This is a genomic window from Actinomadura monticuli, from assembly GCF_041463655.1.
In the GTDB taxonomy this organism is placed as follows: Bacteria; Actinomycetota; Actinomycetes; order Streptosporangiales; family Streptosporangiaceae; genus Spirillospora; species Spirillospora monticuli.
In genome coordinates this window covers 79,155-104,450 of sequence record NZ_JAXCEI010000018.1, presented here as the reverse complement: position 1 = coordinate 104,450, position 25,296 = coordinate 79,155, and the positions used below count along the sequence as shown (strand labels likewise).

Annotated in this window: 22 protein-coding genes; 13 read left to right on the top strand and 9 right to left on the bottom strand. The window is 72.1% G+C overall.

The window, feature by feature from the left end; genetic code table 11:
• Positions 1-34: 34 nt before the first annotated feature.
• The 5 genes from pdxH to SM611_RS31195 all read left to right on the top strand — a co-directional run bounded on the left by pdxH (position 35) and on the right by SM611_RS31195 (position 6,514).
• Complete coding sequence (gene pdxH, locus SM611_RS31215) at positions 35-757, top strand: pyridoxamine 5'-phosphate oxidase (RefSeq protein WP_371953904.1); 723 nt, start codon at positions 35-37, stop codon at positions 755-757.
• Entirely contained in the window at positions 754-2,112 is a 1,359-nt protein-coding gene (locus SM611_RS31210) for an MFS transporter (protein WP_371953903.1), read from the top strand. Before pdxH ends, SM611_RS31210 begins: the two co-directional genes overlap by 4 nt.
• Before the next feature lie 176 nt (positions 2,113-2,288).
• Positions 2,289-2,990, top strand: a complete 702-nt coding sequence (locus tag SM611_RS31205) for an iron-dependent transcriptional repressor DtxR (protein WP_371953902.1) — start codon at positions 2,289-2,291, stop codon at positions 2,988-2,990.
• Between the two features lie 189 nt (positions 2,991-3,179).
• The gene (locus tag SM611_RS31200) at positions 3,180-5,516 is read left to right on the top strand and encodes an ATP-binding SpoIIE family protein phosphatase (protein ID WP_371953901.1); all 2,337 of its coding nucleotides are present in this window, start codon (positions 3,180-3,182) and stop codon (positions 5,514-5,516) included.
• Between the two features lie 2 nt (positions 5,517-5,518).
• The gene (locus SM611_RS31195; RefSeq protein ID WP_371953900.1) at positions 5,519-6,514 is read left to right on the top strand and encodes a zinc-dependent alcohol dehydrogenase family protein; all 996 of its coding nucleotides are present in this window, start codon (positions 5,519-5,521) and stop codon (positions 6,512-6,514) included.
• Positions 6,515-6,518: 4 nt separating this feature from the next.
• Here the strand turns inward: SM611_RS31195 and SM611_RS31190 are convergent, their stop codons facing one another.
• Both SM611_RS31190 and SM611_RS31185 read right to left on the bottom strand, forming a co-directional pair.
• Complete coding sequence (locus tag SM611_RS31190; protein ID WP_371953899.1) at positions 6,519-7,355, bottom strand: class I SAM-dependent methyltransferase; 837 nt, start codon at positions 7,353-7,355, stop codon at positions 6,519-6,521.
• Positions 7,356-7,490: 135 nt separating this feature from the next.
• Positions 7,491-7,652: a hypothetical protein gene (locus tag SM611_RS31185; protein WP_165965296.1), complete on the bottom strand. Its 162-nt coding sequence runs from the start codon at positions 7,650-7,652 to the stop codon at positions 7,491-7,493.
• Positions 7,653-7,761: 109 nt separating this feature from the next.
• Here SM611_RS31185 and SM611_RS31180 point away from each other — a divergent pair, with 109 nt between their 5' ends.
• The 4 genes from SM611_RS31180 to SM611_RS31165 all read left to right on the top strand — a co-directional run bounded on the left by SM611_RS31180 (position 7,762) and on the right by SM611_RS31165 (position 12,406).
• Positions 7,762-8,160, top strand: a complete 399-nt coding sequence (locus SM611_RS31180) for a hypothetical protein (protein ID WP_371953898.1) — start codon at positions 7,762-7,764, stop codon at positions 8,158-8,160.
• 95 nt (positions 8,161-8,255) lie between these two features.
• Complete coding sequence (locus SM611_RS31175; protein ID WP_371953897.1) at positions 8,256-10,295, top strand: MFS transporter; 2,040 nt, start codon at positions 8,256-8,258, stop codon at positions 10,293-10,295.
• A gap of 109 nt (positions 10,296-10,404) precedes the next feature.
• A complete protein-coding gene (locus SM611_RS31170) occupies positions 10,405-11,538 on the top strand; it encodes an acetyl-CoA C-acetyltransferase (RefSeq protein ID WP_371953896.1) in 1,134 nt (377 codons plus the stop codon).
• A 73-nt stretch (positions 11,539-11,611) separates the two neighbouring features.
• Positions 11,612-12,406: an enoyl-CoA hydratase-related protein gene (locus SM611_RS31165; RefSeq protein WP_371953895.1), complete on the top strand. Its 795-nt coding sequence runs from the start codon at positions 11,612-11,614 to the stop codon at positions 12,404-12,406.
• On the opposite strand, the gene SM611_RS31160 is transcribed toward SM611_RS31165, so the two are convergent.
• On the bottom strand, positions 12,360-12,902 hold the full coding sequence (locus tag SM611_RS31160) for a YcxB family protein (RefSeq protein ID WP_371953894.1): 543 nt from the start codon (positions 12,900-12,902) through the stop codon (positions 12,360-12,362). The two genes, SM611_RS31165 and SM611_RS31160, sit on opposite strands and share 47 nt — an antisense overlap.
• Positions 12,903-13,217: 315 nt before the next feature.
• Here SM611_RS31160 and SM611_RS31155 point away from each other — a divergent pair, with 315 nt between their 5' ends.
• Positions 13,218-15,380, top strand: a complete 2,163-nt coding sequence (locus SM611_RS31155) for a hypothetical protein (protein ID WP_371953893.1) — start codon at positions 13,218-13,220, stop codon at positions 15,378-15,380.
• Positions 15,381-15,389: 9 nt separating this feature from the next.
• On the opposite strand, the gene SM611_RS31150 is transcribed toward SM611_RS31155, so the two are convergent.
• The 3 genes from SM611_RS31150 to SM611_RS31140 all read right to left on the bottom strand — a co-directional run bounded on the left by SM611_RS31150 (position 15,390) and on the right by SM611_RS31140 (position 16,740).
• The gene (locus tag SM611_RS31150; RefSeq protein WP_371953892.1) at positions 15,390-15,590 is read right to left on the bottom strand and encodes a DUF397 domain-containing protein; all 201 of its coding nucleotides are present in this window, start codon (positions 15,588-15,590) and stop codon (positions 15,390-15,392) included.
• Between the two features lie 143 nt (positions 15,591-15,733).
• Positions 15,734-15,934: a DUF397 domain-containing protein gene (locus tag SM611_RS31145; RefSeq protein WP_371953891.1), complete on the bottom strand. Its 201-nt coding sequence runs from the start codon at positions 15,932-15,934 to the stop codon at positions 15,734-15,736.
• A complete protein-coding gene (locus SM611_RS31140) occupies positions 15,931-16,740 on the bottom strand; it encodes a helix-turn-helix domain-containing protein (RefSeq protein WP_371953890.1) in 810 nt (269 codons plus the stop codon). The genes SM611_RS31145 and SM611_RS31140 overlap by 4 nt, the downstream gene beginning before the upstream one ends.
• A gap of 229 nt (positions 16,741-16,969) precedes the next feature.
• On the opposite strand from SM611_RS31140, the gene SM611_RS31135 reads away from it, so the two are divergent.
• Positions 16,970-17,365 carry an ATP-binding protein gene (locus tag SM611_RS31135; RefSeq protein ID WP_371953889.1) on the top strand — a complete coding sequence of 132 codons (396 nt, stop codon included), beginning with the start codon at positions 16,970-16,972 and terminating at the stop codon, positions 17,363-17,365.
• Positions 17,366-17,400: 35 nt separating this feature from the next.
• Entirely contained in the window at positions 17,401-18,141 is a 741-nt protein-coding gene (locus SM611_RS31130) for a hypothetical protein (protein WP_371953888.1), read from the top strand.
• A gap of 27 nt (positions 18,142-18,168) precedes the next feature.
• Here the strand turns inward: SM611_RS31130 and SM611_RS31125 are convergent, their stop codons facing one another.
• Positions 18,169-19,125, bottom strand: a complete 957-nt coding sequence (locus tag SM611_RS31125; RefSeq protein ID WP_371953887.1) for a DUF1152 domain-containing protein — start codon at positions 19,123-19,125, stop codon at positions 18,169-18,171.
• A gap of 127 nt (positions 19,126-19,252) precedes the next feature.
• The gene (locus tag SM611_RS31120; protein WP_371953886.1) at positions 19,253-20,944 is read right to left on the bottom strand and encodes an LLM class flavin-dependent oxidoreductase; all 1,692 of its coding nucleotides are present in this window, start codon (positions 20,942-20,944) and stop codon (positions 19,253-19,255) included.
• A 187-nt stretch (positions 20,945-21,131) separates the two neighbouring features.
• On the opposite strand from SM611_RS31120, the gene SM611_RS31115 reads away from it, so the two are divergent.
• The gene (locus SM611_RS31115; protein WP_371953885.1) at positions 21,132-24,029 is read left to right on the top strand and encodes a helix-turn-helix transcriptional regulator; all 2,898 of its coding nucleotides are present in this window, start codon (positions 21,132-21,134) and stop codon (positions 24,027-24,029) included.
• A gap of 279 nt (positions 24,030-24,308) precedes the next feature.
• On the opposite strand, the gene SM611_RS31110 is transcribed toward SM611_RS31115, so the two are convergent.
• Positions 24,309-25,130, bottom strand: coding sequence for a class I SAM-dependent methyltransferase (locus SM611_RS31110; RefSeq protein ID WP_371953884.1), 822 nt, complete (start codon positions 25,128-25,130; stop codon positions 24,309-24,311).
• Positions 25,131-25,296: the final 166 nt, after the last annotated feature.

Below are 25,296 nucleotides of genomic sequence, written 5' to 3'. Positions count from 1 at the left end.
GTTGCACAACTCCCAGGTGAGAGGCTCTGACGCTGTGAGTTCCCCAACGCCCGATCCCGCGCGGCTCCGGAGATCCTACGAGTCGGGCGAATTGTCCGAGTCGGCGCTCCCCTCCGATCCGCTCGCGCTGTTCGCCGCGTGGTTCGCCGATGTGCACGCGTCCGGGCTCGTCGAGCCCAATGCGATGGTGCTCGCCACCGCCTCGGGGGACGGCGTCCCGAGCGCCCGGCTCGTCCTGCTGAAGGGGTACGGGCCGCAGGGGTTCCGCTTCTTCACGAACCTCGCGTCGGACAAGGCGCGCGATCTCGCCGAGAACCCGCGCGCGGCGCTCGTGTTCCCGTGGCATCCGCTCTACCGGCAGGTGCGCGTCGCCGGGCCCGTGGCGGAACTCACTCGCGACGAGGCCGCCGCCTACTTCCGGACGCGCCCGTACGGGTCGCGGCTCGGCGCCTGGGCCAGCGAGCACCAGTCGGGCGTCATCGACGGACGGGACGGCCTGGAGCGCCGCTACGCGGAGGCGGCCGGGCGCTGGCCGGATCCGGCCGCCGGGCACCCGCCGGGGGTGCCGGGCGAGGACGACGCAGACGCGGTCCCGCTGCCGGACTTCTGGGGCGGGTACCGCGTCGTCCCCGAGTCGATCGAGTTCTGGCAGGGCCGCCGCGACCGCCTGCACGACCGCATGCGTTACCGCCGCGACGTACTCGCGGGGGGTGCGGACGACTTCGGCGAGTGGACGGCGGAGAGACTGTCCCCGTGACCCCGGAACAGCAGCCAACCCCCGCCGACACTCCTGACAGCGTCGGGAAGGCCGACCCCGGCGCCGAGCCGGACGAGCCCGCGACACCCCGCGGCTCCGCGCGCGGCGGGCTGCGCGGGCTGGCCATCGACACCCGGCCGCTGGCCCTGCCCGCGTACCGGCGGCTGTGGCTCGGGCAGGGCGTGTCGTTCGTCGGGTTCCAGGTCACCGCCGTCGCCGTCCCCGTCCAGGTGTACGACATGACGCGGTCGTCGCTGTGGGTCGGCGTGCTCGGCTTCGTCAACCTCGTCCCGCTGATCGTGTTCGGGCTGTGGGGCGGCGCGGTCGCCGACCACATGGACCGGCGCAAGCTCCTGTTCGCCTCGTCGTGCGTGATGTGGGCGGCGACGCTGCTGCTGCTCGTCCAGGCGCTGCTCGGCATCGGCAGCCTCGCGCTGATCATGGGCGTGGTGGCGGTCCAGGCGATCGGGTTCGCGGTGGCCTCGCCGACCCGCAGCGCGATCGTCCCCCGGCTGGTCGACCGGACGCTCGTCCCGGCGGCCAACACCCTCAACTTCACCGCCAGCCAGTTCGGCATGCTGGCCGGGCCGCTGTTCGCCGGCGTGCTGCTGGCCCACTGGCACTACGCGGCGGCCTACGCGCTCGACGCCGTGCTGTTCACCGTCGTGCTGTACGCGGCGCTGCGGCTGCCGGCGATCCCGCCGCTCGGCGACGTCACCGGATCGCCGGGCCTGCGATCGGTGATCGACGGGCTGCGGTACCTCGTCACCCAGCCGGTGCTGCTGATGTCGTTCGTGGTGGACATCATCGCGATGGCGATCGCGATGCCGCGCGCCCTGTTCCCCGAGGTGGCCGAGACCCGGTTCGGCGGGGAGGGCGCGGTCGGCTGGCTGTTCGCCGCCATCGCGATCGGGGCGTTCCTCGGCGGGTTGTCGTCCGGCTGGATCGGGCGGGTGCGCAAGCAGGGCATCGCCCTCGTGGTGTCGATCGTCGTCTGGGGCCTGGCGGTGGCGGCGGCCGGGCTCGCCGGACGGCTGTGGCTCGTGGTGGTGCTGCTCGCCGTGGGCGGCGCCGCCGACCTCGTCTCGGCGGTGTTCCGCCAGTCGATGCTCCAGACGTACGCGCCGGACGAGATGCGCGGCCGGCTCCAGGGCGTCTTCACCGTCGTCGTCGCGGGCGGCCCCCGGCTCGGGGACGTGCGGGCGGGCGCGACCGCCAGCGTCGCCGGCGCCACCGCGTCGTGGGTGGGCGGTGGCCTGGCCTGCGCGGTTCTGGTGATCGTCGCCGCGTTCGCGGTCCCGTCACTGCTGCGCTACGACGCCCGCACGACCGAGACCGTCCCGGTGGACGGCTGACGCGCGTCCAGGTCGGCCCGCTCCTCCGGCGCGGCGGGCAGGAACGGTTCCGCGTCATGGGAAGGTTTCGCGTTCATCTTGCGTTGGCGTTACCCCGCTTCACGGGGATATTCGCAGGGCCCGGCGGGGTGGGGTCCGAGCAAGTAGACTCGTTGGTCATAAGACTGGAGGGAGCTGTGACCTCACACGGCCTTATCGATACCACGGAGATGTACCTCCGGACGGTTTTCGAGCTCGAAGAGGAGGGGATCATTCCCCTCCGCGCGCGCATCGCGGAGCGGCTCTCCCAGAGCGGCCCGACGGTGAGCCAGACGGTCGCGCGGATGGAACGCGACGGCCTGCTCCGGGTCGAGGGCGATCGGCACCTAGCGCTGACCGAAAGCGGTCGCGGTCTCGCCACGCGCGTCATGCGCAAGCACCGGCTCGCCGAATGCCTGCTGGTCAACGTCATCGGACTGCCCTGGGAGGACGTCCACATCGAGGCGTGCCGGTGGGAGCACGTGATGTCGGAGGACGTCGAGCGCCGCCTCGTCGCGCTGCTGGACAACCCGACCACCTGCCCGCACGGCAACCCGATCCCCGGCCTGGACGAGCTCGGCGGGCACGGCGCGGACGGCGACGCCGCACCGCTGTCGGTGATGACGGCGGTGGCCAGCCGCGGCGGCGCCGGCGCGGTGATCCGGCGGATCAGCGAGCAGGTGCAGAGCGACAGCGACCTGATGCTTAGACTCAAGCAGATAGGGATACAACCGGGACGAGAGGTGATTCTCCGGGCGACCGATGACGGGGTACGGGTGGTCAGTGACGACGAGGACGAGGGGCCCGCGACGGAGCTACCGCGCGACATCGCCGAACACGTCTTCGTCAGCAGGCGCTGACACGGTCGGCGTGCGAACACCGGTCCCGGCGGTCTATACCGAAGATCTCCATACCATCGCGTCTTTCGGGCGTATCCCGGCGGCGGGTTCGTCGTTCAATACGACGAGGCGAACTCATGCGCCGGCCGTGCGACGCCCGGGGTCCGACGGGCCGGGGGCGGCGGTCGGCTTCAGGATCGGGATGGGGAGATGAACCACTGGGGGGAAGCGCCTGACGAGGTGCATCTGCCGCCCGAGACCGTCCTCAACCAGATGGAGATGGCGGTCATCGTCTGCGACCGCTTCAGCAACGTCATCTACGGCAACACGTTCGCGCGGCAGCTGTTCGGGTTCGGCGGCGACGACATCATCGGCCACTCCATCCTGTCCCTGGGCATCGCCGAGGAGGACCACGAGCAGGCGACGGAGCTCGCCAAGCACGTCCTCAAGGGCGGCGTCTGGGAGGGCACGTTCTGCAACCTGCGCGCCGACGGCACCACCGTCTACACGCGCGCGCACGCGGTGCCGCTGCGGCACCCGTCGGGCGCCGTCGACGGCGTCGTGATCTTCGCCCGGGAGGCGCTCCGCTCCAACCAGCGCGAGCAGGAGCGCTACGGGCTGATGGAGCGGATCGGTGAGCGGCTCGCCGGGTCGCTGGAGCTGGAGGACACCCTCCGCCGGGTCGCCGACACGCTCGTCCCGCAGTTCGCCGACCACTGCTTCATCGACCTGTACAGCGGCGACCGGCTCTACCGCCGGGTGTCGCGGCACGCCGGGGACTGGGAGCCGCCGCCCGGGACGTGGGCGGAGGTCGGCGAGCCCGTCTCCTACCCGCCCGGCCACTTCAGCGCCAAGGCGATGGACCGCCGCGACGCCGTCCTCGTCGAGGACATGATCCAGCACCGGTTCGCGGCGCCCACCGAGTCGTCCAAGCGGCTCGGCGTCGAGATGGGGATCACCTCGGTGATCTCGGCGCCGCTGCTGGTGCGCGGCGAGATGCTCGGCGTGATGAGCCTGGCGCTGTCGAACCTGACCAAGCGGCCCGACCCGCACTACGACGGCTTCGACCGCGACCTGCTCGGCGCGATCGCCAGCCGGGTCGCGCTCGCCGTCGACAACGCGCTGCTGTTCGAGGAGGAGCGCGAGACCGCGCTCGCCTTCCAGAAGCACCTGCTGCCCGGCGACCGGCCGCCCCCGCTGGACGGCCTCCAGATCGCCTGGCGGTACGAGCCGGCCCGCCCGCTGGAGTCGCACGGGCACGGCATCCAGACGCAGGTCGGCGGAGACTGGTACGACGTGATCCCGCTGTCGGCGGGGCGGGTCGGCCTCGTCATCGGCGACGTCGAGGGGCGCGGGGCGCGCGCCGCCGCCGTCATGGGCCAGCTGCGGGCCGCGCTGCGCGCCTTCGCGCAGGACGACAAGCCGCCCGCCGACATCCTCCGCAAGCTGGACGAGTGGGTCCGGACGATGACGCGCCCCGAGCGGATGCGTTCGGGGTGGAACAGCGACGACCTCGTCCGGCCGCCGCTCGTGTCCTGCACCTACTTCGTGTACGACGCGTGGTCGCGGGTCCTGGAGTTCGCCAACGCCGGGCACGACCCGCCGCTCATCGTCGTGGACGGCCAGGTCCGCGAGCTGGAGTTCGAGAGCGAGGGCGGCATGCTCGGCCTGCGCGCCCCCGGCATGGGCGGCGAGATCCTCTTCAACGAGGAGACGGCCGAGCTGAAGCCGGGTTCCACGCTCGTCCTCTACACCGACGGCCTCATCGACCGGCGGCCCAAGGACGACGGCGAGTACTACACCCGCGAGGAGTCGCGGGAGATGGTCCGCGCCGCGGTCGCGAAGGCGGCGGGCGGCGGCGTCGAGGCCGTCGCGAACGCCGCCTACGACGCGGTGCCCGGCGACATCGACGACGACGTGGCGATCGTGGTGATCCGCACCGCGGGCGACGAGCTGGCCGTCGAGGAGCGCACCTTCACCGCCGAGCCGATCATGGTGTCGGAGGCGCGCCGGATGGCCGCCGACGCGTTCGCCGGCTGGGGGATGCTCGACGAGCAGGCCGAGCTGGCCTGCCTGCTGGTCTCCGAGGTCGTCACGAACGTCGTCCTGCACGCCACCGCCACCCCGGCCCCGCGCCGCGAGATGGTCGTGCCGGTGCCCGCCGGGCCGCCGGGACGCGGCGGCGAGCCGCTCGGCGCGCCCCCGCCCGTGCAGTTCAACACCGATTTCGCCACCGCCCTGGACGGCTTCGAGGGCGACGACTTCGGCGCCGACGAGTTCGACGAGGACGACTGGGACCTCGGCGCCGACCTCGGCCGCCGCGAGCCGCCGACCAAGGAGTTCCGGCTCCGGCTGCGGCGCGGCCACGACATGGTGTGGGTCGAGGTGTTCGACGCCGACATGCGGCTGCCGCGCATCCGCAGCGCCGGCGAGACCGACGAGGGCGGCCGCGGCCTCTACCTGGTCGACCAGCTCGCGACGCGCTGGGGCGCCCGGCCCACCGCCGATGGCAAGGCGGTCTGGTTCGAGCTGCCGCTGACGCCGTAGCGATGCGCGCGTGGGCTGTGGAGAGGCCGTCCCCGATCGAGTCGGGGCCGCTGCGCCGCGCCGACCGCGAGGTCCCGTCGCCCGGGCCCGGTGAGCTGCTGGTGCGGGTGCTGGCGTGCGGCGTCTGCCGGACGGACCTGCACGTCGCCGAGGGCGATCTGCCCGTCCACCTGCCGGGCGTGACACCCGGGCACGAGATCGTCGGCGAGGTCGTGTCGGCCGGTCCCGGGTGCCTGCACGGGCCCGGCGACCGGGTCGGCGTGGCGTGGCTGCGCGGGACGTGCGGCGCCTGCCGGTTCTGCCGCCGCGGCGCCGAGAACCTGTGCCCCTCGTCCGTCTACACCGGCTGGGACGCGCACGGCGGCTACGCCGAGTACACGCTCGCCGTCGACGCCTACACCTACGCGCTGCCGCCCGAGCTGGACGACGTCCGCGCCGCGCCGCTGCTGTGCGCGGGCATCATCGGCTACCGGGCGCTGCGGCGCGCCGCGCTCCCGCCGGGCGGCCGCCTCGGCATCTGGGGGTTCGGCGGTTCCGCCCACCTGGCCGCGCAGATCGCGCTCGCCGAGGGCGCCGACGTGCACGTCTACACGCGCAGCCCGGCCGCCCGGGAGCTGGCCCGCGAGCTGGGCGCGTCCTTCGCGGGCGACTCGTTCGACGCGGCGCCCGCGCCGCTGGACTCGGCGATCGTGTTCGCGCCGGCGGGGGAGCTGGCGGCCGCCGCGCTGGAGCGGCTCGACCGCGGCGGGACGTGCGCGATCGCCGGGATCCATCTGAGCGACGTCCCGCCCCTGAACTACGAGCGGCACCTCTTCCAGGAGCGGGAGGTCCGGTCGGTGACGGCGAACACGCGCGCGGACGGCGAGGAGTTCCTGCGGCTGGCCGCGCGGCTGGACGTCGCCGTCACGACGCACGTCTACGGGCTGGACGAGGCCGGCCGTGCGCTGGCCGACCTCGCCGCAGACCGCTTCACGGGAGCGGCCGTGCTCGTCCCGTGAGGTCCTAGGGGATCGGTTCGGCGGCGACGTGCGCCCAGGTCTGGGTGAACCACAGTTCGCCGCCGATGACGCGCGGCTTGGCGCCGGTCTTGGGGCCGCCGTCGACCTCGTCGAGGAGGGCCTCGCGGATGCGGTCGGCCGCGGCGTCGTCGCAGGCCCCGGCGAGCCACGGCTCGATGGGGCGCTCCACGGTGAACACGTCCAGGCGGCGGATGCTGCCGCCCGCCGAGGTGATCATCTCGGTGAGCCGGGCGATGGACGGGGTGCCGGGATGGTCGGGGTCGCGGAGCCGCTCGATCCGGTCGCGCTCGGGGCCGGCGAGGTTGCCGCGGACGAGATCGGCGATGATCACCCGTCCGTCCGGGCGGCAGACCCGCAGGAGCTCGCGCAGCACGTCGTCCGGGTCGCCCAGGGTGTAGAGCGAGAACCGGGCGGTGACGAGGGAGAACGCGTTGTCGCGGTAGGGCAGCGCGGTGGCGTCCGCTTTGATCGTCGGACGGTCGGGGCCGATCGGGTGCCGCACCCGGTCCTCGCGCGTGGTGGCGGCCGCGGGCCGGTCGCCGTCCGGTCCGCCGTCGCCGGTGATGCGGACCGGGCCCGTCCCGAACTCGATCGTGGACATGCGCCCGGACGTGTCGGCGCGCGCCGGCGGCTCGGGCATCGCGTCCACGGCGGTCACGTGCCGCACCTGGGGGGCGAGCGCGGCGGGCATCGGGCCCCGGCCCCGCGCGACGTCCAGGCAGACGTCCTCGCGGCCGGGTTCGACGAACTCCAGCAGCCGCCTCAGGTGCGGGGCGATCGGGCCGCCGCTGCGCTGGACGGCGGGCGCCGGTTGCGGCACGGGTGCACTCCCTCGGCTCGGGCCGGCTTCCCTGGTCGGGCGCGCCGGGCGGGGCGTGAAGCCGGGTTTCGTCAGTTATGACTCACTGCCGGGGGAGTAAGTTCGGGTCCGCGCCAAGGCAATTTCAATGCCGCTTCACCCCCGCAGGTGCTGCCCGTACATGGCGAGCACGACGAGCACGAACACGGTGATCACGGCGACGCGGGTGGGCATGGGCACCCGGAGCCGGACCGCGGCCCAGCGCACGCAGAACGCGGCGAGGAGCGACACGACGACGAGGGCGAGGATGCCTTCCATGGGGTCAACCTTCCGGGCCGGGGGAGTGCCGCCTCCCTGCACCATAGACGTGTAAGGAACGGGTTACCCGCCGGTTCCGTTTCGGCGTGCGCCCGATAACCTCACCCCTGTGGCAGATGCGAAGGAAGTAGACGGCCAGGACAATGTCGACGGCCTCATGACGAACCTGGCGCGCGGGCGGGTCGCCCTCGGCGTCGCGGCGCTCGCCGCGCCGGGGCTGACCGTGAAGCTGATGGGCATGGGCGGCGGAGCCGACCCGGGCCGCGACTACGTGGTCCGGATGTTCGGCGCCCGGGAGGTGGCCGTCGGCGCCGGATACCTGCTGAGCGACGAGAACGGGCGGCGGCTCTGGGCGCGGCTCGGCCTCGCCATCGACGCGCTCGACGTCACCAGCGGGCTGAAGACCACCAAGGCGCTGCCGCTGTGGGTGACCGCCGGGGCCGTGGCGATCGCCGCAAGCGCCGTCGGGATCGGCGCGGCGAAGGTCGCCTCCGACATCGTGCGCTGACGTCCCCGCACGTCCCGCCACCCGGGGCCGGGTGATCTCGTCCGGCCTCTGGGTAGGCATCCCCCGCACGGGCGCGGCACCTTCTGGGGGTTGGCATGACGACGGTGAGGGGCGCGGCGGGGGACCAGCGGACCATGCCGAAGGGCCGCGACCTCTTCGTCATCCTCGGCGCGCTCATGCTGGCCATGCTGCTGGCCGCCCTCGACCAGACGATCGTGTCCACGGCGCTGCCGACGATCGTCAGCGACCTCGGCGGGCTCAACCACCTGTCGTGGGTCGTGACGGCCTACCTGCTCGCCTCGACGGCGTCCACGCCGCTGTGGGGCAAGCTCGGCGACCAGTACGGGCGCAAGCGGCTGTTCCAGGCGTCGATCGTCCTGTTCCTGGTCGGGTCGGCGCTGTGCGGGCTGTCCCAGGACATGTTCGAGCTGATCGTGTTCCGCGCCCTGCAGGGGCTCGGCGGCGGCGGGCTGATGGTGCTCGTCGTCGCGATCGTCGGGGACGTCGTGCCGCCCCGCGAGCGCGGCCGCTACCAGGGCCTGTTCGGCGCGGTCTTCGGCGTGGCCAGCGTGTGCGGGCCGCTGCTCGGCGGCTGGTTCGTCGACAACCTGTCGTGGCGCTGGGTCTTCTACGTCAACCTGCCGATCGGCGTGCTCGCGCTGATCGTGATCGCCGCCGTCCTGCCCGCGACGGGGGAGCGCGAGCGGCACCGCATCGACTACCTCGGCACGCTGCTGATCGTCGGCTGGGCCGTCGGGCTCGTGCTGATGACGACCTGGGGCGGGACGCGCTACGACTGGATCTCCGCGCCCATCCTCGGCCTGCTGGCCGGCTCGCTCGCCCTGATCGCCGTCTGGGTGCTGGTCGAGCGGCGCGCCGCCGAGCCGATCATGCCGCCGAAGCTGCTGGTGAACCGGGTGTTCGCGCTGGGTGCGGCGGTCAGCTTCGCGGTCGGGTTCGCGATGTTCGGCGCGCTGACGTTCCTGCCGATCTTCCTGCAGATCGTGCACGGGGTGTCGCCGACGCTGTCCGGGGTCCACCTGCTGCCGATGATGCTCGGCATGCTGGCCAGCTCGGTCGGGTCCGGGCAGCTGATCACCCGCTTCGGCCGCTACAAGATCTACCCGGTGCTGGGGACGCCGATCATCGCGGTGGCCCTGTGGCTGTGCTCGCGGCTGGACGAGAACTCCTCCACGCTGAGCATGAGCCTGCGGTTCGCGCTGCTCGGGTTCGGGCTGGGCCTGGTCATGCAGGTGCTCGTCATCGCCGTCCAGAACGCGGTGTCGTACGAGGACCTCGGGTCGGCCACGTCCGGGGTCACGTTCTTCCGGCAGATCGGCGGGTCGTTCGGTGTCGCGGTGTTCGGCTCGATCTTCAGCAACCAGCTCGCCTCGAACATCGAGGGCCTGGCCGGGGCGTTGCCGCGCGGGTTCGACCCGGCGGCCGTCCAGGGGGACCCCAAGCTGCTCGACAGGTTCCCCGCCGAGGTCAAGGACAAGGTGCTGCACGCCTACGCGGAGTCGATCGACTCGGTGTTCCTCTGGGCCGTGCCGGTAGCGGCGGTCGCGTTCGTGCTCACGTGGTTCTTGCGCGAGGTCCCGCTGCGGGCGACGTCGGAGACGCACGACTACGGCGAGGGCTTCGGCGCGGCGCCCACCGTCCGTTCGTCCAGGCACGAGATAGAGCGCGCCCTGAGCGAGCTCATGCGCAAGGACCCGAAGGCGGCCGAGCTCTACAACCGGCTGGCCGTGCTCTGCGGCGTGGAACTGCCGGCCGGCAGCATCTGGGCGCTGTGCCGCATCGCCAAGGACGGCGCGGTCGGCGGGCAGGAGCTCGCCGACCGCGCCGGCGTCACGATCGAGGAGGGCCGACCGTACGTCGACCGGCTGGTCGCGGCCGGGTACGTCAGGCGGCAGGAGGGGACGCTCGCCGTGACCGCGTCCGGCCGTCTCGTTGCCGACCGCCTCTTCGCCGCACGCCGCGAGGGCCTGTGCCGGCACGTGGACGGCTGGGAGCCCGACGAGCACCCTGAGCTGGCGGAGCTGCTGACCCGGCTGGCCGAGGCGTCCCTCGGCGACGAGGAGGACGGCGCTCTCCTGCGCGCCGTGCCCGAGGGGTCCGCCCCTAAGGGGTAGTCGGAGACTCAGCTCACATGGCGTTGCGCCATGATGGATGTAATCTCATACTGACTAACCGAATCTCACTCGGTTTCGGGACGGAACCACCCCACACTTTGGAGGCGTAGTGGCCGAGGCGTACATCGTCGGCGCGGTCCGTACCCCCGTCGGTACCAAGAAGGGCGCGCTGAAGGACGTTCACCCCGCCGATCTCGGAGCGCACGTGCTCAAGGAGCTCGTGAACCGCACCGGCGTCGACCCGTCCGCGGTCGAGGACAACATCATGGGCTGCGTCATGCAGGTCGGCCCGCAGGCCCTCGACGTCGCGCGCACCGCGTGGCTGTCGGCCGGGCTGCCGGACACCGTGCCCGGCGTGACCATCGACCGGCAGTGCGGGTCGTCCCAGCAGGCGATCCACTTCGCCGCCCAGGGCGTCCTGTCCGGCACCCAGGACCTGGTCGTCGCGTCCGGCGTCGAGCAGATGGCCAAGGTGCCGATGGGCTCCAGCATCGTCAAGGGACTGGACTTCCCGTACGGCGAGGGCTGGACCGAGCGGTACGGCATGCAGGAGATCTCCCAGTTCCGCGGCGCGGAGCTGATGTGCGAGAAGTGGGGGCTCACCCGCGAGGACCTGGAGAAGTTCGCGCTGGAGAGCCACCAGCGCGCCGCCAAGGCCATCGAGGCCGGCTACTTCGAGCGGGAGATCGCGCCCCTCGCCGGGCTGTCCCAGGACGAGGGCGCCCGCCCCGACACCACGCTGGAGAAGATGGCGGGCCTGAAGGTCCTGCGCGAGGGCGGCGTCATCACCGCGGCCGTCGCCTCGCAGATCTCCATCGGCGCGTCCGCGCTGCTCATCGCGTCCGAAGAGGCCGTCAAGCGGCACAACCTCACGCCGCGCGCCCGCATCCACACCCTCGCGGTCTGCGGCTCGGACCCGGTCTACATGCTGACCGGCCCGATCCCGGCGACCGAGAAGGCGCTGGCCAAGTCCGGCCTGAAGGTCGACGACATCGACGTCTTCGAGGTCAACGAGGCGTTCGCCCCGGTCCCGATCGCGTGGTCGCGCGACACCGGCGCCTCGCTGGAGAAGACCAACCCGAACGGCGGCGCCATCGCGACGGGCCACCCGCTCGGCGCCACCGGCGGCATCCTCATGACCAAGCTGCTGCACGAGCTGGAGCGCACCGGCGGCCGCTACGGCCTCCAGACGATGTGCGAGGGCGGCGGCCAGGCCAACGCCACGATCATCGAGCGTCTCTGACGACCTCGCCGCGTAGCCTGCCCCTGGTGCCCCGCCACCAGGGGCAGACGCCGTTCTGACCCGGGAAGAGGGCATGTACGAGACGATCATCTACGCGGCGGGCGAGCGGATCGCGCGCATCACGCTGAACCGCCCCGACGCCCGCAACGCGCTCAGCGACCGGATGATCGACGAGCTGCTGGACGCGTTCGAGCGGGCGAAGGCCGACGCCGACGTCCGGGTGATCGTCCTCACGGGCGCCGGGGACCGGGCCTTCTGCGCCGGCGCCGACCTCGGCGGCCTCGGCGCGGCCCAGGCCGACGGCCGGTCGGTCGCGGACGCCTCCGCCGTCCGCGAGAGCGCCCCGTTCCGCCTGTTCACGGCCTTCCCCCGGCTGGGCAAGCCGATCATCGCCCGGCTGGCCGGGCACGCCGTCGCCGGCGGCCTCGGCCTCGCCGCCGCCTGCGACCTGGTGATCGCCGCCGACGACGTCACGCTCGCCACCCCGGAGGTCAACGTCGGCCTCTGGCCCATGATGATCATGGCGATCATCAACCGGAACGTCGCCCCCAAGCACGCCTTCAAGCTCTACTACACCGGCGCCCGCGTCACCGCCGCCGAGGGCCGCGACATCGGCCTGGTCACCGAGGTCGTCCCGCGCGCCGAGCTGGACGCGCGCGTCGACGAGCTGGCCCGCGCCATCGCGTCCAAGAGCCCCGTCGGCCTGCGCCGGGGCCGCGACGCCTTCTTCGCGATCGAGGGCCGCCCCCTGGAGGACCAGGTTGCGCACCTGCTGTCCGAGCTGGTCGCCCTGACCGGCACCGAGGACGCCAAGGAGGGCATCACCGCCTTCCTGGAGAACCGCCCCCCGGACTTCCAGGGCCGCTGACCGCGCCCGGACCCGCGGGACGGCGTGCGGGTCCCTCGCGGGTCGCGAGGAAGCCGGCGATCTCGGCCCGCTGCGCCGCGTCGAAGGCCTTCTTGGGCAGGAACGCCGCGGGCTGCCCGTTCACGAACAGGAGCCAGAACTCCTCGGTGGTCACGACGCTGTCGAACATCGACCAGCGCATCGCCATGGTGGACTCGTCGGTGCGGCACTCGTAGCCGTCGTCCGTGACCTGCACCGTGGTGGGGACGCAGAGGTGCGCGAGCTGCCTCCGTACGTGCCGGTGCATCCACCAGGTCCCCGCGAGCGGCCCGAGCACCGACCCCGCCAGCAGCGCGACGGCCAGGACGGTCTCGCCGAGGACGAAGAGGATCGCCGCTCCCGCGACCAGAACCGTCACCAGCACCGCGTAGACGGCCGTGAGCTGGCTTCTGAGCCCGCGCTGGGCGGCCCGCCCGATCTCGTCCGGGGTGAGCTGGTACCTGACCGTGATGTCCATGCCGTCGCCTTCGTTCGAATGCGGATCATCCTTCACAGCCCGGCTCACCGGCGCAACCTGCCGGAGGGCGCCGGTGATCGTCCGCGTCCGGCGTGGCCGCAACCGGCCCCGGGCGGACGATCTTGCTTCGGCCGGTGGGTTCCCCCGAGACTGGACGGCGGCCCCCGGAGCCCCCCGAAGGAGAAGAACCGAGAGTGCCCCCGAGCTCTTCGGTCCCCGCACCGCCATGGGTGCCCGCGGCGTGGCGGACGGCGACCGTGCCCTCGAACCCATCGCCATCCCCATTCCCCGATTCGAAGGCTGCGCCTGACCCCGATGACCGCCGCTGACCCTCGGACCGGGGAGCTGAACGCCGCCGAGCGCGGTCTCGTCCAGGCCGCCGCCACCGGCGCCTGCGCCGACCTGCGGACCGCCCCGGACCGCGAGGTGCGTGCCGCCGTGCTGATCGAGCTGCTGACGGGCGAGCGAGCCCCGGAGGCCCGCCGGCCGCGAGCGGTGAAGCTGCGCGGCGCGCTCGTCCGCGGCCCGCTCGACCTGGAGGCGGCCGAACTGCTGTGCCCCCTGCTGCTGGCCGACTGCCGTTTCGACGAGCCGATCACCCTCACCGAGGCGACCGGTGCGGCCGTACGCCTGCCCGGCTGCCACGTCCCCGCGCTCACCGCCGACCAGGTGCGGACCACCGGAAACCTGGAGCTGAACCGGGGCTTCACCGCCGGGCAGATCCGTCTCGTGGCCGCCGATATCGGCGGAACCCTCGATCTCAGTGGCGCCGCACTGGCCAATCCGGGCGCGCACGCGCTGTTCGCCGACGGCGTCGGCATCGGCCAGGACATGATCTGCCGGGACCTGTCCGTCGAGGGCGAGATCCGCCTGCCGGGCGCCCGCGTCGGCGGTGTCCTGATCTTCACCGGCGCGACGCTCGCCAATCCGGACGGGCGAGCGCTCGCCGCCGACGGGCTCACCGTCGGGCGATCGGTGTTCGGCCGGGACGGATTCGCCGTCCACGGCGAGGTGCACCTGCGCGGCGCCGCGATCAACGGCAGCCTGGATCTGGCCGGGGCGCGCCTGGACGCCCCCGGCGCCGACGCGCTGGCCGCCGCACGCCTCATGATCGGACACGACGCCTTCTGCCGCGACCTGTGCGTCGACGGGCAGCTGCGGTTCCCCGGTGCCCGTATCGGCGGCCGGCTCGACCTGACGGGGGCGCGCCTGGCCAACTCCGGCGTCCCCGTGCTCATCGCCGACCGGCTCGCCGTCGAGGACGGCGTAGTGGCCGAGGGGCTGGCGTGCGACGGCGAGATCCGGCTGCCCGGCGCCCGTATCGGCGGGACGCTGGTCCTGGCGGGCGCCCGGCTGTCCAACCCGGGCGGGCGGGCCCTGGACGGCGACGGCCTCGTCATCGACCAGGACGTCCAGGCCGAGGGGCTCACCGTCGCGGGCGAGACCCGGCTGGTCCGCGCCCGCATCGGCGGCGCACTGAACCTCGACGGAGCCGCACTGACCGACCCCGACCGGACGGCCCTGTCCGCTGACGCGCTCAGCGTCGAGCAGTCCGCCTTCTGCCGGGGCCTTACCACCGAAGGGGAGATCCGCCTGGTGGGAGCCCGAATCGGCGGAGTGGCCGACTTCACCGGGGCCCGCCTCACCAATCCGGGACGGCGTGCGCTGTACGCGGTGCGCCTGACCGTCGAGGGTGACCTGATGCTTCGAAGGGGATTCACCGCCGAAGGCGGACTCCAGATGTCGGGCGTCCGCGTCGGCGGCCAGATCGAGATCGCCGATGCCGTCCTCGCCAGGCCCCGCCGCCAGGCCCTCGATCTGACCACGGCGACCGCGCAGGAACTGGTGCTGCGCCCCCGCCGAGCGCCCGAAGGACTGGTGAACCTGACCAACGCCCAGGTCGGGGTCTTCGACGACGACCAGCGGACCTGGCCCGACGACCTGCTGCTCCAGGGCTTCACCTACGACACCCTGTCCGGCGACCAGGCGGATGTGCGGGCGCGCCTCCGCTGGGCGTCCCGCCACGGCGGCGGCTACACCCCGCAGATCTACGACCAGCTGGCCGTCGCGTACCGGCGCACCGGACACGAGGAGGCGGCCCGGCGGGTGGCCATCGCCAAGCAGTGGCACCGCCGCAAGGTGCTCAGCCCGCCGGGAAAGCTCGCCAACTGGCTGCTGTACCTCACCGTCGGCTACGGCTACCGGACCTGGCTCGCCGCCCTCTGGCTGGCCGCGCTGCTCGCCCTGGGCACCCAACTGTTCGACGCCGAACAGATGACCGGGGATGCGACCGCGCCGCCCTTCAACGCCTTCGGCTACACCTTGGACGTGCTGCTGCCCATCGGCGATCTGGGCCAGCGCAAAGCCTGGCAGCCCGCCGGTGCGGCCCTGTACTGGACGTGGACGTTCGTAGCGGCCGGCTGGATCCTGAGCACCGCCGTGGTAGCCGGCCTGACCGGCATCCTCCGACGCAACTGACGAAGACGGCTATCGGTCGAGTTCGCCGGTCTTGATGCGGCCGAGGAGGTCGGCCATGGTGTCCCGTCCGACGTGGAGGACGGGCCCGTGGGGGTCGGTGCTGTCGCGGACGCCCGTGGCCGAGTCGAGGTTGGCGAGTTCGACGCAGGTGCCGCCTTCCTGGCTGCTGTAGCTGCTCTTGCGCCAGGTGGTGTGTGGTTCGACTTTCATGGGGCCTCCGGCCTTGGGGGGCGGTGGTCTGCACTTAGATGTTGTGCCCTTCGGGGAAGGAAGGCTAGATCAGGTTGTGCTCTGGGTGGCCGAAAAACGCGGAAACCCCCTCCGGAGAGGGGGCCCTGCGTGCTGGGGGACGTCTATCGGTCGAGTTCGCCGGTCTTGATGCGGTTGAGGAGACCGGCCACGGCATCCCGTCCGAACCGGAGGACGGGCCCGTCGGGGTCGGTGCTGTCGCGGACGGCCAGACTGGTGTTCAGGCTGGCCAATTCAACGCAGGTGCCGCCTTCCTGGCTGGTGTAACTGCTCTTACGCCATGCGGTTCGCTTGCTGCCCTTCACAGGCCCTCCATCACCTCGCGGATCAGAGCCTCCGATGCCACGTCAGGCATGGCCACACTGTTGATCAAGTCCCACAGTTGTCGGAGTTGCTCAACTTGGGAGCTTAGTTCGATCACTCGCCCAGTTCCCCCGGCACTTTCCACAAAGCCGATCTCTGGCTCCCCCTCCAGGCTGAACAGCGTGAATCCTCCCGCAGGAAAGACCTGCGCATCATCCGGCACGACCAGAACAGTGATGTGTGGTTCACCGATGAGCTCCAAGAGCCGGATGAGCTGGGCTTTTGTGGCCTCCTTACTTCCTACGATCTTTCGGATCGCCGTCTCCAGGGTCAGCACGACCACCCACGGGGGTTCCTCCCGCTGCAGCACCTCCTGGCGTGCCAAGCGGGAGGCAACCGATTGATCGAGTCGGTTCGGACGTTGACCGGGCCGTAGCAGCGCGCGGGCATAGTCCTCGGTCTCGAACAGGCCGGTCACGGCGATGGGCTCGTAGACGCGGATTGCGTTGGCGGTGCTCTCCAGGTCGGCGTAGGGGCGGAAGAAGACGGGGATGCCCTCCTTGGCGGCGAGGGGCTGGAGCTCCTGGAAGGTCTCCTCCGTGCCGAACTGGGCGTCGAGGCGTTCGGCGAGTTGGGGGGACGGGGCCTGGGCGGCGGTCTCGACCTTGGAGATCGTGTCGTGCGAGTAGCCGATCGCGTCCGCGAGTTGAGCTTGGGAAAGTCCGGCTTTGTCCCGAAGCTTGCGGAGCTTTGCCCCGAAAAGTGCGGCCGTCGACTCGGTCGGGTCGAGTCGCTTCCGATTCACCATGAGTCGCCCTCCGGAAGTATCGAGTCGGGTAAAGCTCGTCCCACTTCCGACCGTAGTCGAGACGTCACACGATGTGTGCCGAATCACGCACATCGAGCGACGAAAGTGGTGAAGATAAATGATCTTCGGGTGGGAGCGGCGGAGGGGCGGGTTCGATAGAACGGGGTGTTCGGTTCGAGTGGAAAGGACGATGGTCGGGACCCGGGCTTTGCGGCGGGGGTTTCTCGCCGTGCCCGAGGCCGTCCGGGAGGGGCGGCTGATCGTCGAGTCGCAGGCGCTGCAATGGGGGCTGGCCGAGGAGACGGTGGAGAACGCCGTGCTGGTCGCCTCCGAGCTGCTGACCAACGCCGTGCGGGCCACGCCGCACCGGCCGGTGTCGCTGCGGATCGCGCTGGGCGGGGACGGGCTCCGGGTCGAGGTCTGGGACTCGTCGCCAGAAAGGCCAAAGGGGGTCACGCCGGACATTTCCATACCGGACGAGCCGTTGCCGGAGGACGTTCCCGACACCGGTGGATGGGGACTGGGAATTGTGGAATTCCTGTCCGAGGAACATGGGGTCCGGACTGAGTTCGAGGGCAAGAGCGTCTGGGCGGTACTGAAAGCAGAGTTTCGTCCGCCGGTCTGAGGTGGGTTTCGCCTTGGTCTGGGAAGAGGGGCGGTGTGGGGGAGTGGTTCACGCGGGAGATCGCGGATACGGGTCGGCTCCGGCTGGCCTGCTTCTTTGTGGCGTTCATCGCCGGGTTCCTGTTCATCCGGTTCAGCGTGCGGATGATCCGGCGGCAGGTGCGGTGGTGGCCGGGCAACGTCACCCCCGGCGGGCACCACATCCATCACGTCGTGTTCGGCCTGGTGTTCATGTGCGTGGGCGGAGTGGCGGGCCTCGCCGTCACGGACGGGTCGTCCGGGTGGGCGGCGGCCACCGCGGCGGTGTTCGGGGTCGGGATGGCGCTGGTGCTGGACGAGTTCGCGCTCGTCCTGCACCTGGAGGACGTCTACTGGAGCGAGCAGGGCCGCCTGTCCGTCGAGGTCGTGTTCATCACGATCGCGCTCTGCGGCCTGATGCTGCTGGGCCTGCGGCCCCTGGGCGTGGACGACGTGGCGGGGGACGGCTTCTGGGTGATCGCGGCCGTCATCGTGTTCGACATGCTCGTGGCGCTGGTGGCCCTGCTCAAGGGCAAGGTCTGGACGGGCCTCATCGGGCTGTTCATCGGCATCGTCGCGTTGGTGGGGGCCGTCAGGCTGGCCCGGCCGGACTCGCCGTGGGCGCGGCGCAGGTACCGGCCGGGGTCGCGGAAGGAGCGGCGGGCCCTGAAGCGCGAACGCCGGTACCGGCGGCCCGTGCAGCGCTTCGGCGACTGGCTGAGCGACCTGATCGCCGGGCGTCCGTCCATCAGGTCCTAGGCCGTTTTAGGCCGTCCCAGGCCGTCTTCAGTGCGGGTACTGGCGTGGCGGGCGCAGGCGGACCTCGTCGCGGAACGCCTCGATGATCGAGCCGATCTGGCGCATGAGCCGCGTGTCCTCCAGGCGGTCCAGATAGAGGGAGCGGCGGGCCAGGCCGTCCAGGTCGACGGCGAAGTACACCGCCATGAGCGGGTTGATGAACAGTTCGCTGCCGCGCGTCCGGGCGGTGAAGCGGACGTCGCCGAACCGGCCCCGCAGGGCGGCGGAGATCGAGCCGTTCACGATGCTCGGGTAGGCGGGCGTGGCCGCTTGCGCGTACTCGACCGCGTCCAGGTAGAGGGCCGCCTCACGGCTGTCGCGGGGGATGGAGAGGGCGCCCAGGTACGCGCCGTCGGCGGTCAGGGCGGCGAGGTTCTCCAGGACGAGGGCGTGGTTGACGCCGTGGTAGGCGTCCACGCCGAAGCCCAGGCAGACGACGATCTTCTCGGGGACGTCCAGCCCGTGGACGGCGGCGAGGCTCGCCATGTCCTCCTCGGGGGTGCCGAGGCCGGACTCGTCGCCGCGCATGAGGATGTCCGTGCCGCCGTCCACGAGGACGATCGCGTCCAGGTCCAGGCGGTCGGCCAGATACCGGTACGCCTCGCGGAGGGGCTGGACGCCGACTTTGGGGAAGGCGTGGACGGTCGACGGGAGGCCGTGGAGGGCGAGCCAGCGGGCGAGCGCGCCTTCGGGGAAGTAGTCGTCGCGGCTCGGGGTCTCCGGTGTCACGGCGGCGACGTCCATCTCCAGCCAGGCATCGGACGGGAGGCCGTACAACTCGCTGAAGGACAGGTTGGCCAGGTGGACGTCCTTGCCGTCGTTCATGAGGGACAGGGCGAGGGGCAGGCCCGCGTACACGTCGAACCCGCCGCCCGCGCCCGCGATGAGGATGTTCCGTGCCTTCTTGAGGCGGGTGAACAGTGGAGGTTCCTGGAGGGAGAACACCCCACGACGGTAAGGCGTCGGCGGCGAGGGCGGTCGGGGTTTTCGCCGGAGCGAGAACTCTCGCGGGGGGTGCGTACGTCTGACCTGTGTGGTGGCCGTGGTCATCGGGGGACTACGGCCACCACGGTCAGTACGGGGACGGGCCGCCGAACATCTCGCTCAGGCGCGGGGCCATCTCGTAGTCGCCGCGCAGCTCCAGCCGGCCGTCCATGAGCAGGGTCGCCGGGTTGGCGTCGCCGGCGAGTATCCGCAGGAAGTCCGCCGTCTTCACGATGAGGGTGAGGGACGGGTCCCCCGCGGGGCCGGGGCGGGCGCGGGCCCGGCTCTCGCCGATGACGAGCGTCCAGGTGGTGCGGGTCAGGCGGAACTCCAGTTCGCCCGTGAAGCCGCCCGCCGCGGACGGGTCGTAGGCGCGCGCCATCCCGGCGAAGAAGAGGCGCTGGGCGCTCGGGCCGAAACGGCGTTCGATCTGCTCGTCCGTCCGGCCGTGGACGAGCCGGTAGAAGCCCTGCCGGAACCGGCGCCGGCCGGCGGCGCGGATGTCCTCGCGCAGCGGACGGCGCGCCCGGTCCACGCGGGCCACTTCCGCGTCCTCGTCGATGCGGTAGCCGGGCGGCGCCGTCCGGGCGGGGGCGCGGCGGGCGAGGGCGGCCTCGACGGCGGGGGCGAGCCGTTCCGCCTTGGCGGCCTCGCGCTCGTCGCGCCCTTCCGTGAAGTGCGGCAGGACGGCCCTTCCGAACAGTTCGAGCGACTCGCAGATGTGCTCGTGCTTGTTCGGTCCCGATTGCAGGACGAACGCGATCTGGTCGACGCCGACCGACTCGTAGCGCCGGATCAGGTCGATGACCTGCTGGGGCGTCCCGACGGCGCCGCGCAGGGAGCCGACGTTGACCCGCAGCGTCTCGGCGTTGGCGATGATCTGCTCGCGGGAGAACCCCTTGGCGTTCCGGCGCTCCTGGAATTCCTCCCACACGTTCGTGCGCCCCGGATCGTGCGGGGTGGGGCCGTAGTAGTGGGCGAGGGCGAACGCGAAGAAATGCGCCCCGTCGATGCCCCGGTCGATGGCGGTGGCCTCGTCCTCGTGCAGCATCATCGGCAGGACGACGGTCACGTTCGGGTTCACGGCGAACCCCGCAGGGACGCATTCGTCGGACTCGATGATGCGGTAGTACTCGTCGACCCATTTCCCGGCGTCCTCGGGCTCGACGAACGAGAACGACAGGGCGCCGATGCCGTTGCGGGCCGCGAACTGGATCGTCTCGCGCCGCGAGCACGCCACCCACAGCGGCGGATGCGGTTTCTGCACGGTCTTCGGCAGCACGTTCCGCGGCGGCATCTGGACGTACTTGGACGACCATCCCGCGAACGGCTCCTCGACGAACATGCGGGTGATGGCGTCGATCGCGTCCTGCCACTGGTCGCGCTTCTCGGTGCGCCGCACCCCGAACCCGCCGAGTTCGGCGCTGGAGCTGGACTCGCCCGTCCCGAGGTCGACCCGCCCGTTGGAGACGAGGTCGAGCGTCGCGATGCGCTCGGCGATGCGCGCCGGATGGTTCACCGCGGGGGGCAGCTGGACGATCCCGTGCCCGAGCCGTATCCGCTTCGTCCGCTGCGACGCGGCGGCGAGGAAGACCTCCGGCGCCGACGAATGGGAGTACTCCTCCAGGAAGTGGTGCTCGACCTCCCAGACGTAGTCGAAGCCCACCCTGTCGGCGATCTCGACCTGGTCCAGGGCGTCCTGGTAGAGCCTCAGCTCCTGCCCCTCGCTCCACGGCCGCGGCAACTGGTGCTCGTAGAAGAGAGAGAACCTGATCTCCACCACCTCCACCCTCGTGACCAGCCATAACGGGCGGTGGCCCGGCCCCGCACGGCCAGCATCACCCGAATTGGACGCCCCGTCAACGGCACCGCCCGGCCGTCCGGGACGGCCGGGCCGCGCGGCGGGCGCGCGTCTCACGGAGTGAAATTCTGGTGGGGTTGTCCTACCCGTTTGGCATGCTTGGTGTGTGAACGCGCGTGCGATGAGTCCCGTCCTGATCGGCAGGGGCGCGGAGCTGGGGGAGCTGCGGGACGCCCTCGCCGCCGCACCCGGCGCCGTGCTCGTCGGCGGTGACGCGGGGCTCGGCAAGACACGGCTGATCGAGGAGTTCACCCGGACCGCGGACGCCAGGGTGCTCGTCGGCGGCTGCCTGGAGCTCGGTTCCGACGGCCTGCCGTTCGCGCCCTTCACGACCGTCCTGCGGCGCCTCGTGCGGGACATCGGCATCGACGGCGTCGCGGCGCTCGTCCCGCGCGGCGACACCGGCGGCCTCGCCCGGCTGCTGCCGGAGTTCGGGGAGCCGGAGTCCGACGCGGCCACGGGGGAGGAGCGCGCCCGGCTGTTCGAGGTCGTCCTGACGCTGCTGGAGCGGCTCGCCGACCAGGGCCCGCTCGTGCTGGTGATCGAGGACGCCCACTGGGCCGACCGCTCCACCCGCGACCTGCTGGCCTTCCTCGTGCGCAACCTCGGCACCGGGCCGGTGCTGATCGTCCTCACGTACCGGACGGACGAGCTGCACCGCGCCCATCCGCTGCGCCCGCTGCTCGCCGGGCTGGAACGGCTCGGCCGGGTGCGCCGCACGCAGCTCGGCGGGCTCACCCGCGCCGACGTGTCCGCGCTCGTCACCGAGCTGCTGGGGCAGACCCCGCCGCCCGGCCTCGTCGAGCGGATCGAGGCCCGCAGCGAAGGCAACCCGCTGTTCATCGAGGCGCTGCTGTGCGACGACGGCGGGCTCGTGTGCGAGCTGCCCGAGTCGCTGCGCGACCTGCTGCTCGCCGGCGTCCAGCGGCTCCCCGAGGAGACGCAGGACGTCCTGCGCGACGCCAGCGGCGGCAGCACCCGCATCGAGCACGCGCTGCTCGCCGCCGTGTCGGGGCTCGACGACGCGGCGCTGACCCGCGTGCTGCGTCCCGCCGTCGCCGCGAACGTCCTGGTCGTGGACGGCGACGGGTACGCGTTCCGGCACGCCCTGATCCGGGAGGCCGTCCACGACGACCTGCTGCCGGGCGAGCACACGCGGCTCCACACGCGCTATGCCGAGACCATGGAGAACGACCCCTCGCTCGTCCCCGCCGGGCGGCTGTGGGCCGAGCTGAGCTACCACTGGAAGCAGGCCCACAACAGCACGTGGGCGCTGGTCGCGTCCTGGCGCGCCGCCGGTGAGGCGCGCAAGGCGCTCGCCTACGCCGAGTGCCTCGCGATGCTCGAACGCGTCCTCCAGCTGTGGGACCTCGTCCCGGACGCGCCAGAGCGAACCGGTGCGACCTACACCAAAATCCTGGTGGACGCCGGGATCGCCGCCGAACTCGCCGGCGAGTACGACCGCGGCATCAAGCTCGTCACCGCCGCGCTCAAGGAGGTCGAGGCCGCCGCCGGCGAGCGCGACACCGAGCGCTGGGCGATGCTGCTCGTGCTGCGCGCCAAGATGCGGTACCAGATGGCGCGGCCCGGCTTCGTCGAGGATCTGCGCGCCGCCGTCGACGCGCTTCCGGCCGACCCGCCGACCGCGCTGCGCGCGCAGGCGCTGTCCAGGCTCGGCAACTACGTGCGCGTCACCAGCGAGATCGGCGCGGCCCGCGACGCGGCGCAGGAGTCCCTCGCGATCGCGCGCAGGCTCGGCGACCCCGTCGCGGAGGCCGAGGCGCTCATCACGCTGTTCTGCGCCGACTTCGACTACGGGCGCGGCGACGACCTCGCCAAGGTCGAGGCGGCCGCCGACCGCGCCGGCAACCACCCGGTGCTGCTCCGCCACTACGTGATCAAGTCGCATTTCCTGGAGGGCGCCGGACGGCACGCCGAGGCCGCCGCCGTCGCCGCGCACGGCAAGGAGATGGCCCGCGAGTACGGGGTGGTCCGCACCCAGGGCACGTTCCTGAGCATCAACCAGGCCGAACCGCTGGTCTCCCTCGGCCGGTGGGACGAGGCCATGGCCGTGATGAACCACGCCCTGGAGCAGGACCCCGCCATCACCACCCGCACGTCGCTGCTCGTCCTGACCGGCTGGGTGGCGCTGGCGCGCGGCGACCTGGCGACCGCGCGGGCGCGGCTCGCCACGTCCCGCGAGATCAAGAACTTCAAGGCGGAGTGGCTGAAGACGCAGGACTACTTCAGCACCCTGTGGCTGGAGGCGAACCTGGCACTGGCCGAGGGGCGTCCCGGCGCCGCGCTGGACGCGGTGCGGCCCGTCCTCGACCACGACGGCGGACTGCCGGACGACGCCCGCTACGCCTGGCCGACGCTGGTCGCGGGCGCGGCGGCCTGCGCCGAGCTGGGCGACTCCGCCGAAGAGCTGCGCCGCATCGAGGAGCGCGCCGCCGGGCTCCGCTCGACCGGCCCTCTCCAGCACGCGCACTGCCTCACGTTCGCGGCCGAACTCGCCCGCGCCCGCGGCGTCCTCGACGCGGCCGCGTGGGAGGAGGCCGCCACCGCGTGGGAGAAGCTCGGCAACCCCTACCAGCGGGCGCGGGCGCTGCTCCGGTTCGCGGAGGCGTCGCTGGCGGGCGGCGACCACGACGGCGCCGCGGCCACCCTCGGCACGGCCGCCGACCTCGCGGGCGAGCTGGGCGCCCGGCTGCTCGCCGAGCACATCGGCGACCTGCTGCGCCGCACCCGGGGGCCGCGGCGCGGCGACGCGCCGGCGCCGTTCGGGCTGACGCCCCGCGAGTTCGAGGTGCTGCGCCTGGTCGCCGAGGGACGCAGCAACCGCGACATCGCCGAGGAGCTGTTCATCTCGGTGAAGACGGCGAGCGTCCACGTGTCGAACATCCTCGGCAAGCTGGAGGTGGCGAGCCGCGGCGAGGCCGCCGCCGCCGCGCACCGGCTGGCGCTGTTCGCCGCGCCGAAGGACCCGCGCGTCCGGGCCTGATTCGGTGGCGGGGGACCTCCCCTCCCGGATCCCCCGCCTCCGAACCGTCGGACCACACGGGAACTTCGTGGCCGGCCGGCCGGAGCGCGTCCCGCGGAAGCAGGCGGTGCTTCTCCGATCGGAGAGGCGGTCGGCGACCCGTCCGGCCACTGCCAAGTCTCGTGCTCGCGGCGTTCCGATGGCGCGCGAGACATACCGTCCGGCGGTACAGAAAAAAGCGACGGTGACGGGTCGTTCACCGTGACCCGGCACCGTCGCCTCAGCGCGGCTCCGCGCGGCTCAGCGCGGGACGCGCGCCACGCAGAAGACCGTCTGCCCGAACGGCGGCTTCACGAACCGCTCGATGGTCCGGGTGAACGGCACGACCGTCCGGTCGTAGATCTTGACGAGCTTCGGGTCGGGGTAGCCGGTGCCGCCGCGGCGGACCGCGAACCACCAGGCGATGCCGCCGAGGAAGTTGATCGGCTTGAGCACCTCGGGGACGAGCCCGGCCTCCCGGACGGACGCCTCCAGCGTCGCCGGCGTGTACCGGGTGACGTGCCCGACCTTGCGGTCGAAGTCGCCGTAGAGCTGCATGTAGCCGGGCACCCAGATGACGATCCGGCCGCCGGGCTCGGTGACGGACGCGAGGTCGCGCAGCGCCTGGACGTCGTCCTTGATGTGCTCCAGGACGTTCATCATCACGACCGTGTCGACCTTCCGCCGGATCTTGATCTCGGCCGGCAGGGCCAGGTCGATGACCTCGACGTCGTCGCTGCCGTCGTAGCGGGCGCGCAGCTCGCCGACGCAGTACGGGTCGTTGTCGCTGACGACGAGGTAGTCGAGCCGTCCGGCGAACTGCTCGGAGAAGTGCCCGAGGCCGGAGCCGACCTCCAGCATCGACCGGCCCACGTGGGGCGCGACGGTCTCGTACTCGTACTTGCGGTAGTTGCGGGCCTCGTCCCCGCCCAGATGGTTCTCCAGCGCGCCCTCTCCGGCGGCCGGCTGGACCACGTCCCCGTCGGGGGCCGGGCCGGCGGCCGGGCCGGCCTTCCGGGGGCCGCTGCCGAGGAGGCCGAGGAGGGTGCCTGCGATGGACTTCTTCTGACCAGGTGACTGCATTACTTCCCGCTCGCTGGGTGCGTTGGCGTTCGGCTTCTCGTTCGCCGGACCGAAGAACTGGCCCGCGCGGGGCTGTCCGATCTCTGGCGCGAAGGTCGGGTCAGTCTACCCATGCGTCAACGCCGGACGCCCCGCAGTGACCGCGCCGCGGGCGCCGCGACGGTGT

Excerpts from the sequence above, each read along its gene's own strand:
- SM611_RS31200 (WP_371953901.1), top strand. The coding sequence starts at position 3,180 with ATGAACCACTGGGGGGAAGCGCCTGACGAGGTGCATCTGCCGCCCGAG.
- SM611_RS31195 (WP_371953900.1), top strand. The coding sequence starts at position 5,519 with ATGCGCGCGTGGGCTGTGGAGAGGCCGTCCCCGATCGAGTCGGGGCCG.
- SM611_RS31185 (WP_165965296.1), bottom strand. The coding sequence starts at position 7,652 with ATGGAAGGCATCCTCGCCCTCGTCGTCGTGTCGCTCCTCGCCGCGTTC.
- SM611_RS31175 (WP_371953897.1), top strand. The coding sequence starts at position 8,256 with ATGACGACGGTGAGGGGCGCGGCGGGGGACCAGCGGACCATGCCGAAG.
- SM611_RS31165 (WP_371953895.1), top strand. The coding sequence starts at position 11,612 with ATGTACGAGACGATCATCTACGCGGCGGGCGAGCGGATCGCGCGCATC.
- SM611_RS31160 (WP_371953894.1), bottom strand. The coding sequence starts at position 12,902 with ATGGACATCACGGTCAGGTACCAGCTCACCCCGGACGAGATCGGGCGG.
- SM611_RS31155 (WP_371953893.1), top strand. The coding sequence starts at position 13,218 with ATGACCGCCGCTGACCCTCGGACCGGGGAGCTGAACGCCGCCGAGCGC.
- SM611_RS31150 (WP_371953892.1), bottom strand. The coding sequence starts at position 15,590 with ATGAAAGTCGAACCACACACCACCTGGCGCAAGAGCAGCTACAGCAGC.
- SM611_RS31140 (WP_371953890.1), bottom strand. The coding sequence starts at position 16,740 with ATGGTGAATCGGAAGCGACTCGACCCGACCGAGTCGACGGCCGCACTT.
- SM611_RS31110 (WP_371953884.1), bottom strand. The coding sequence starts at position 25,130 with ATGCAGTCACCTGGTCAGAAGAAGTCCATCGCAGGCACCCTCCTCGGC.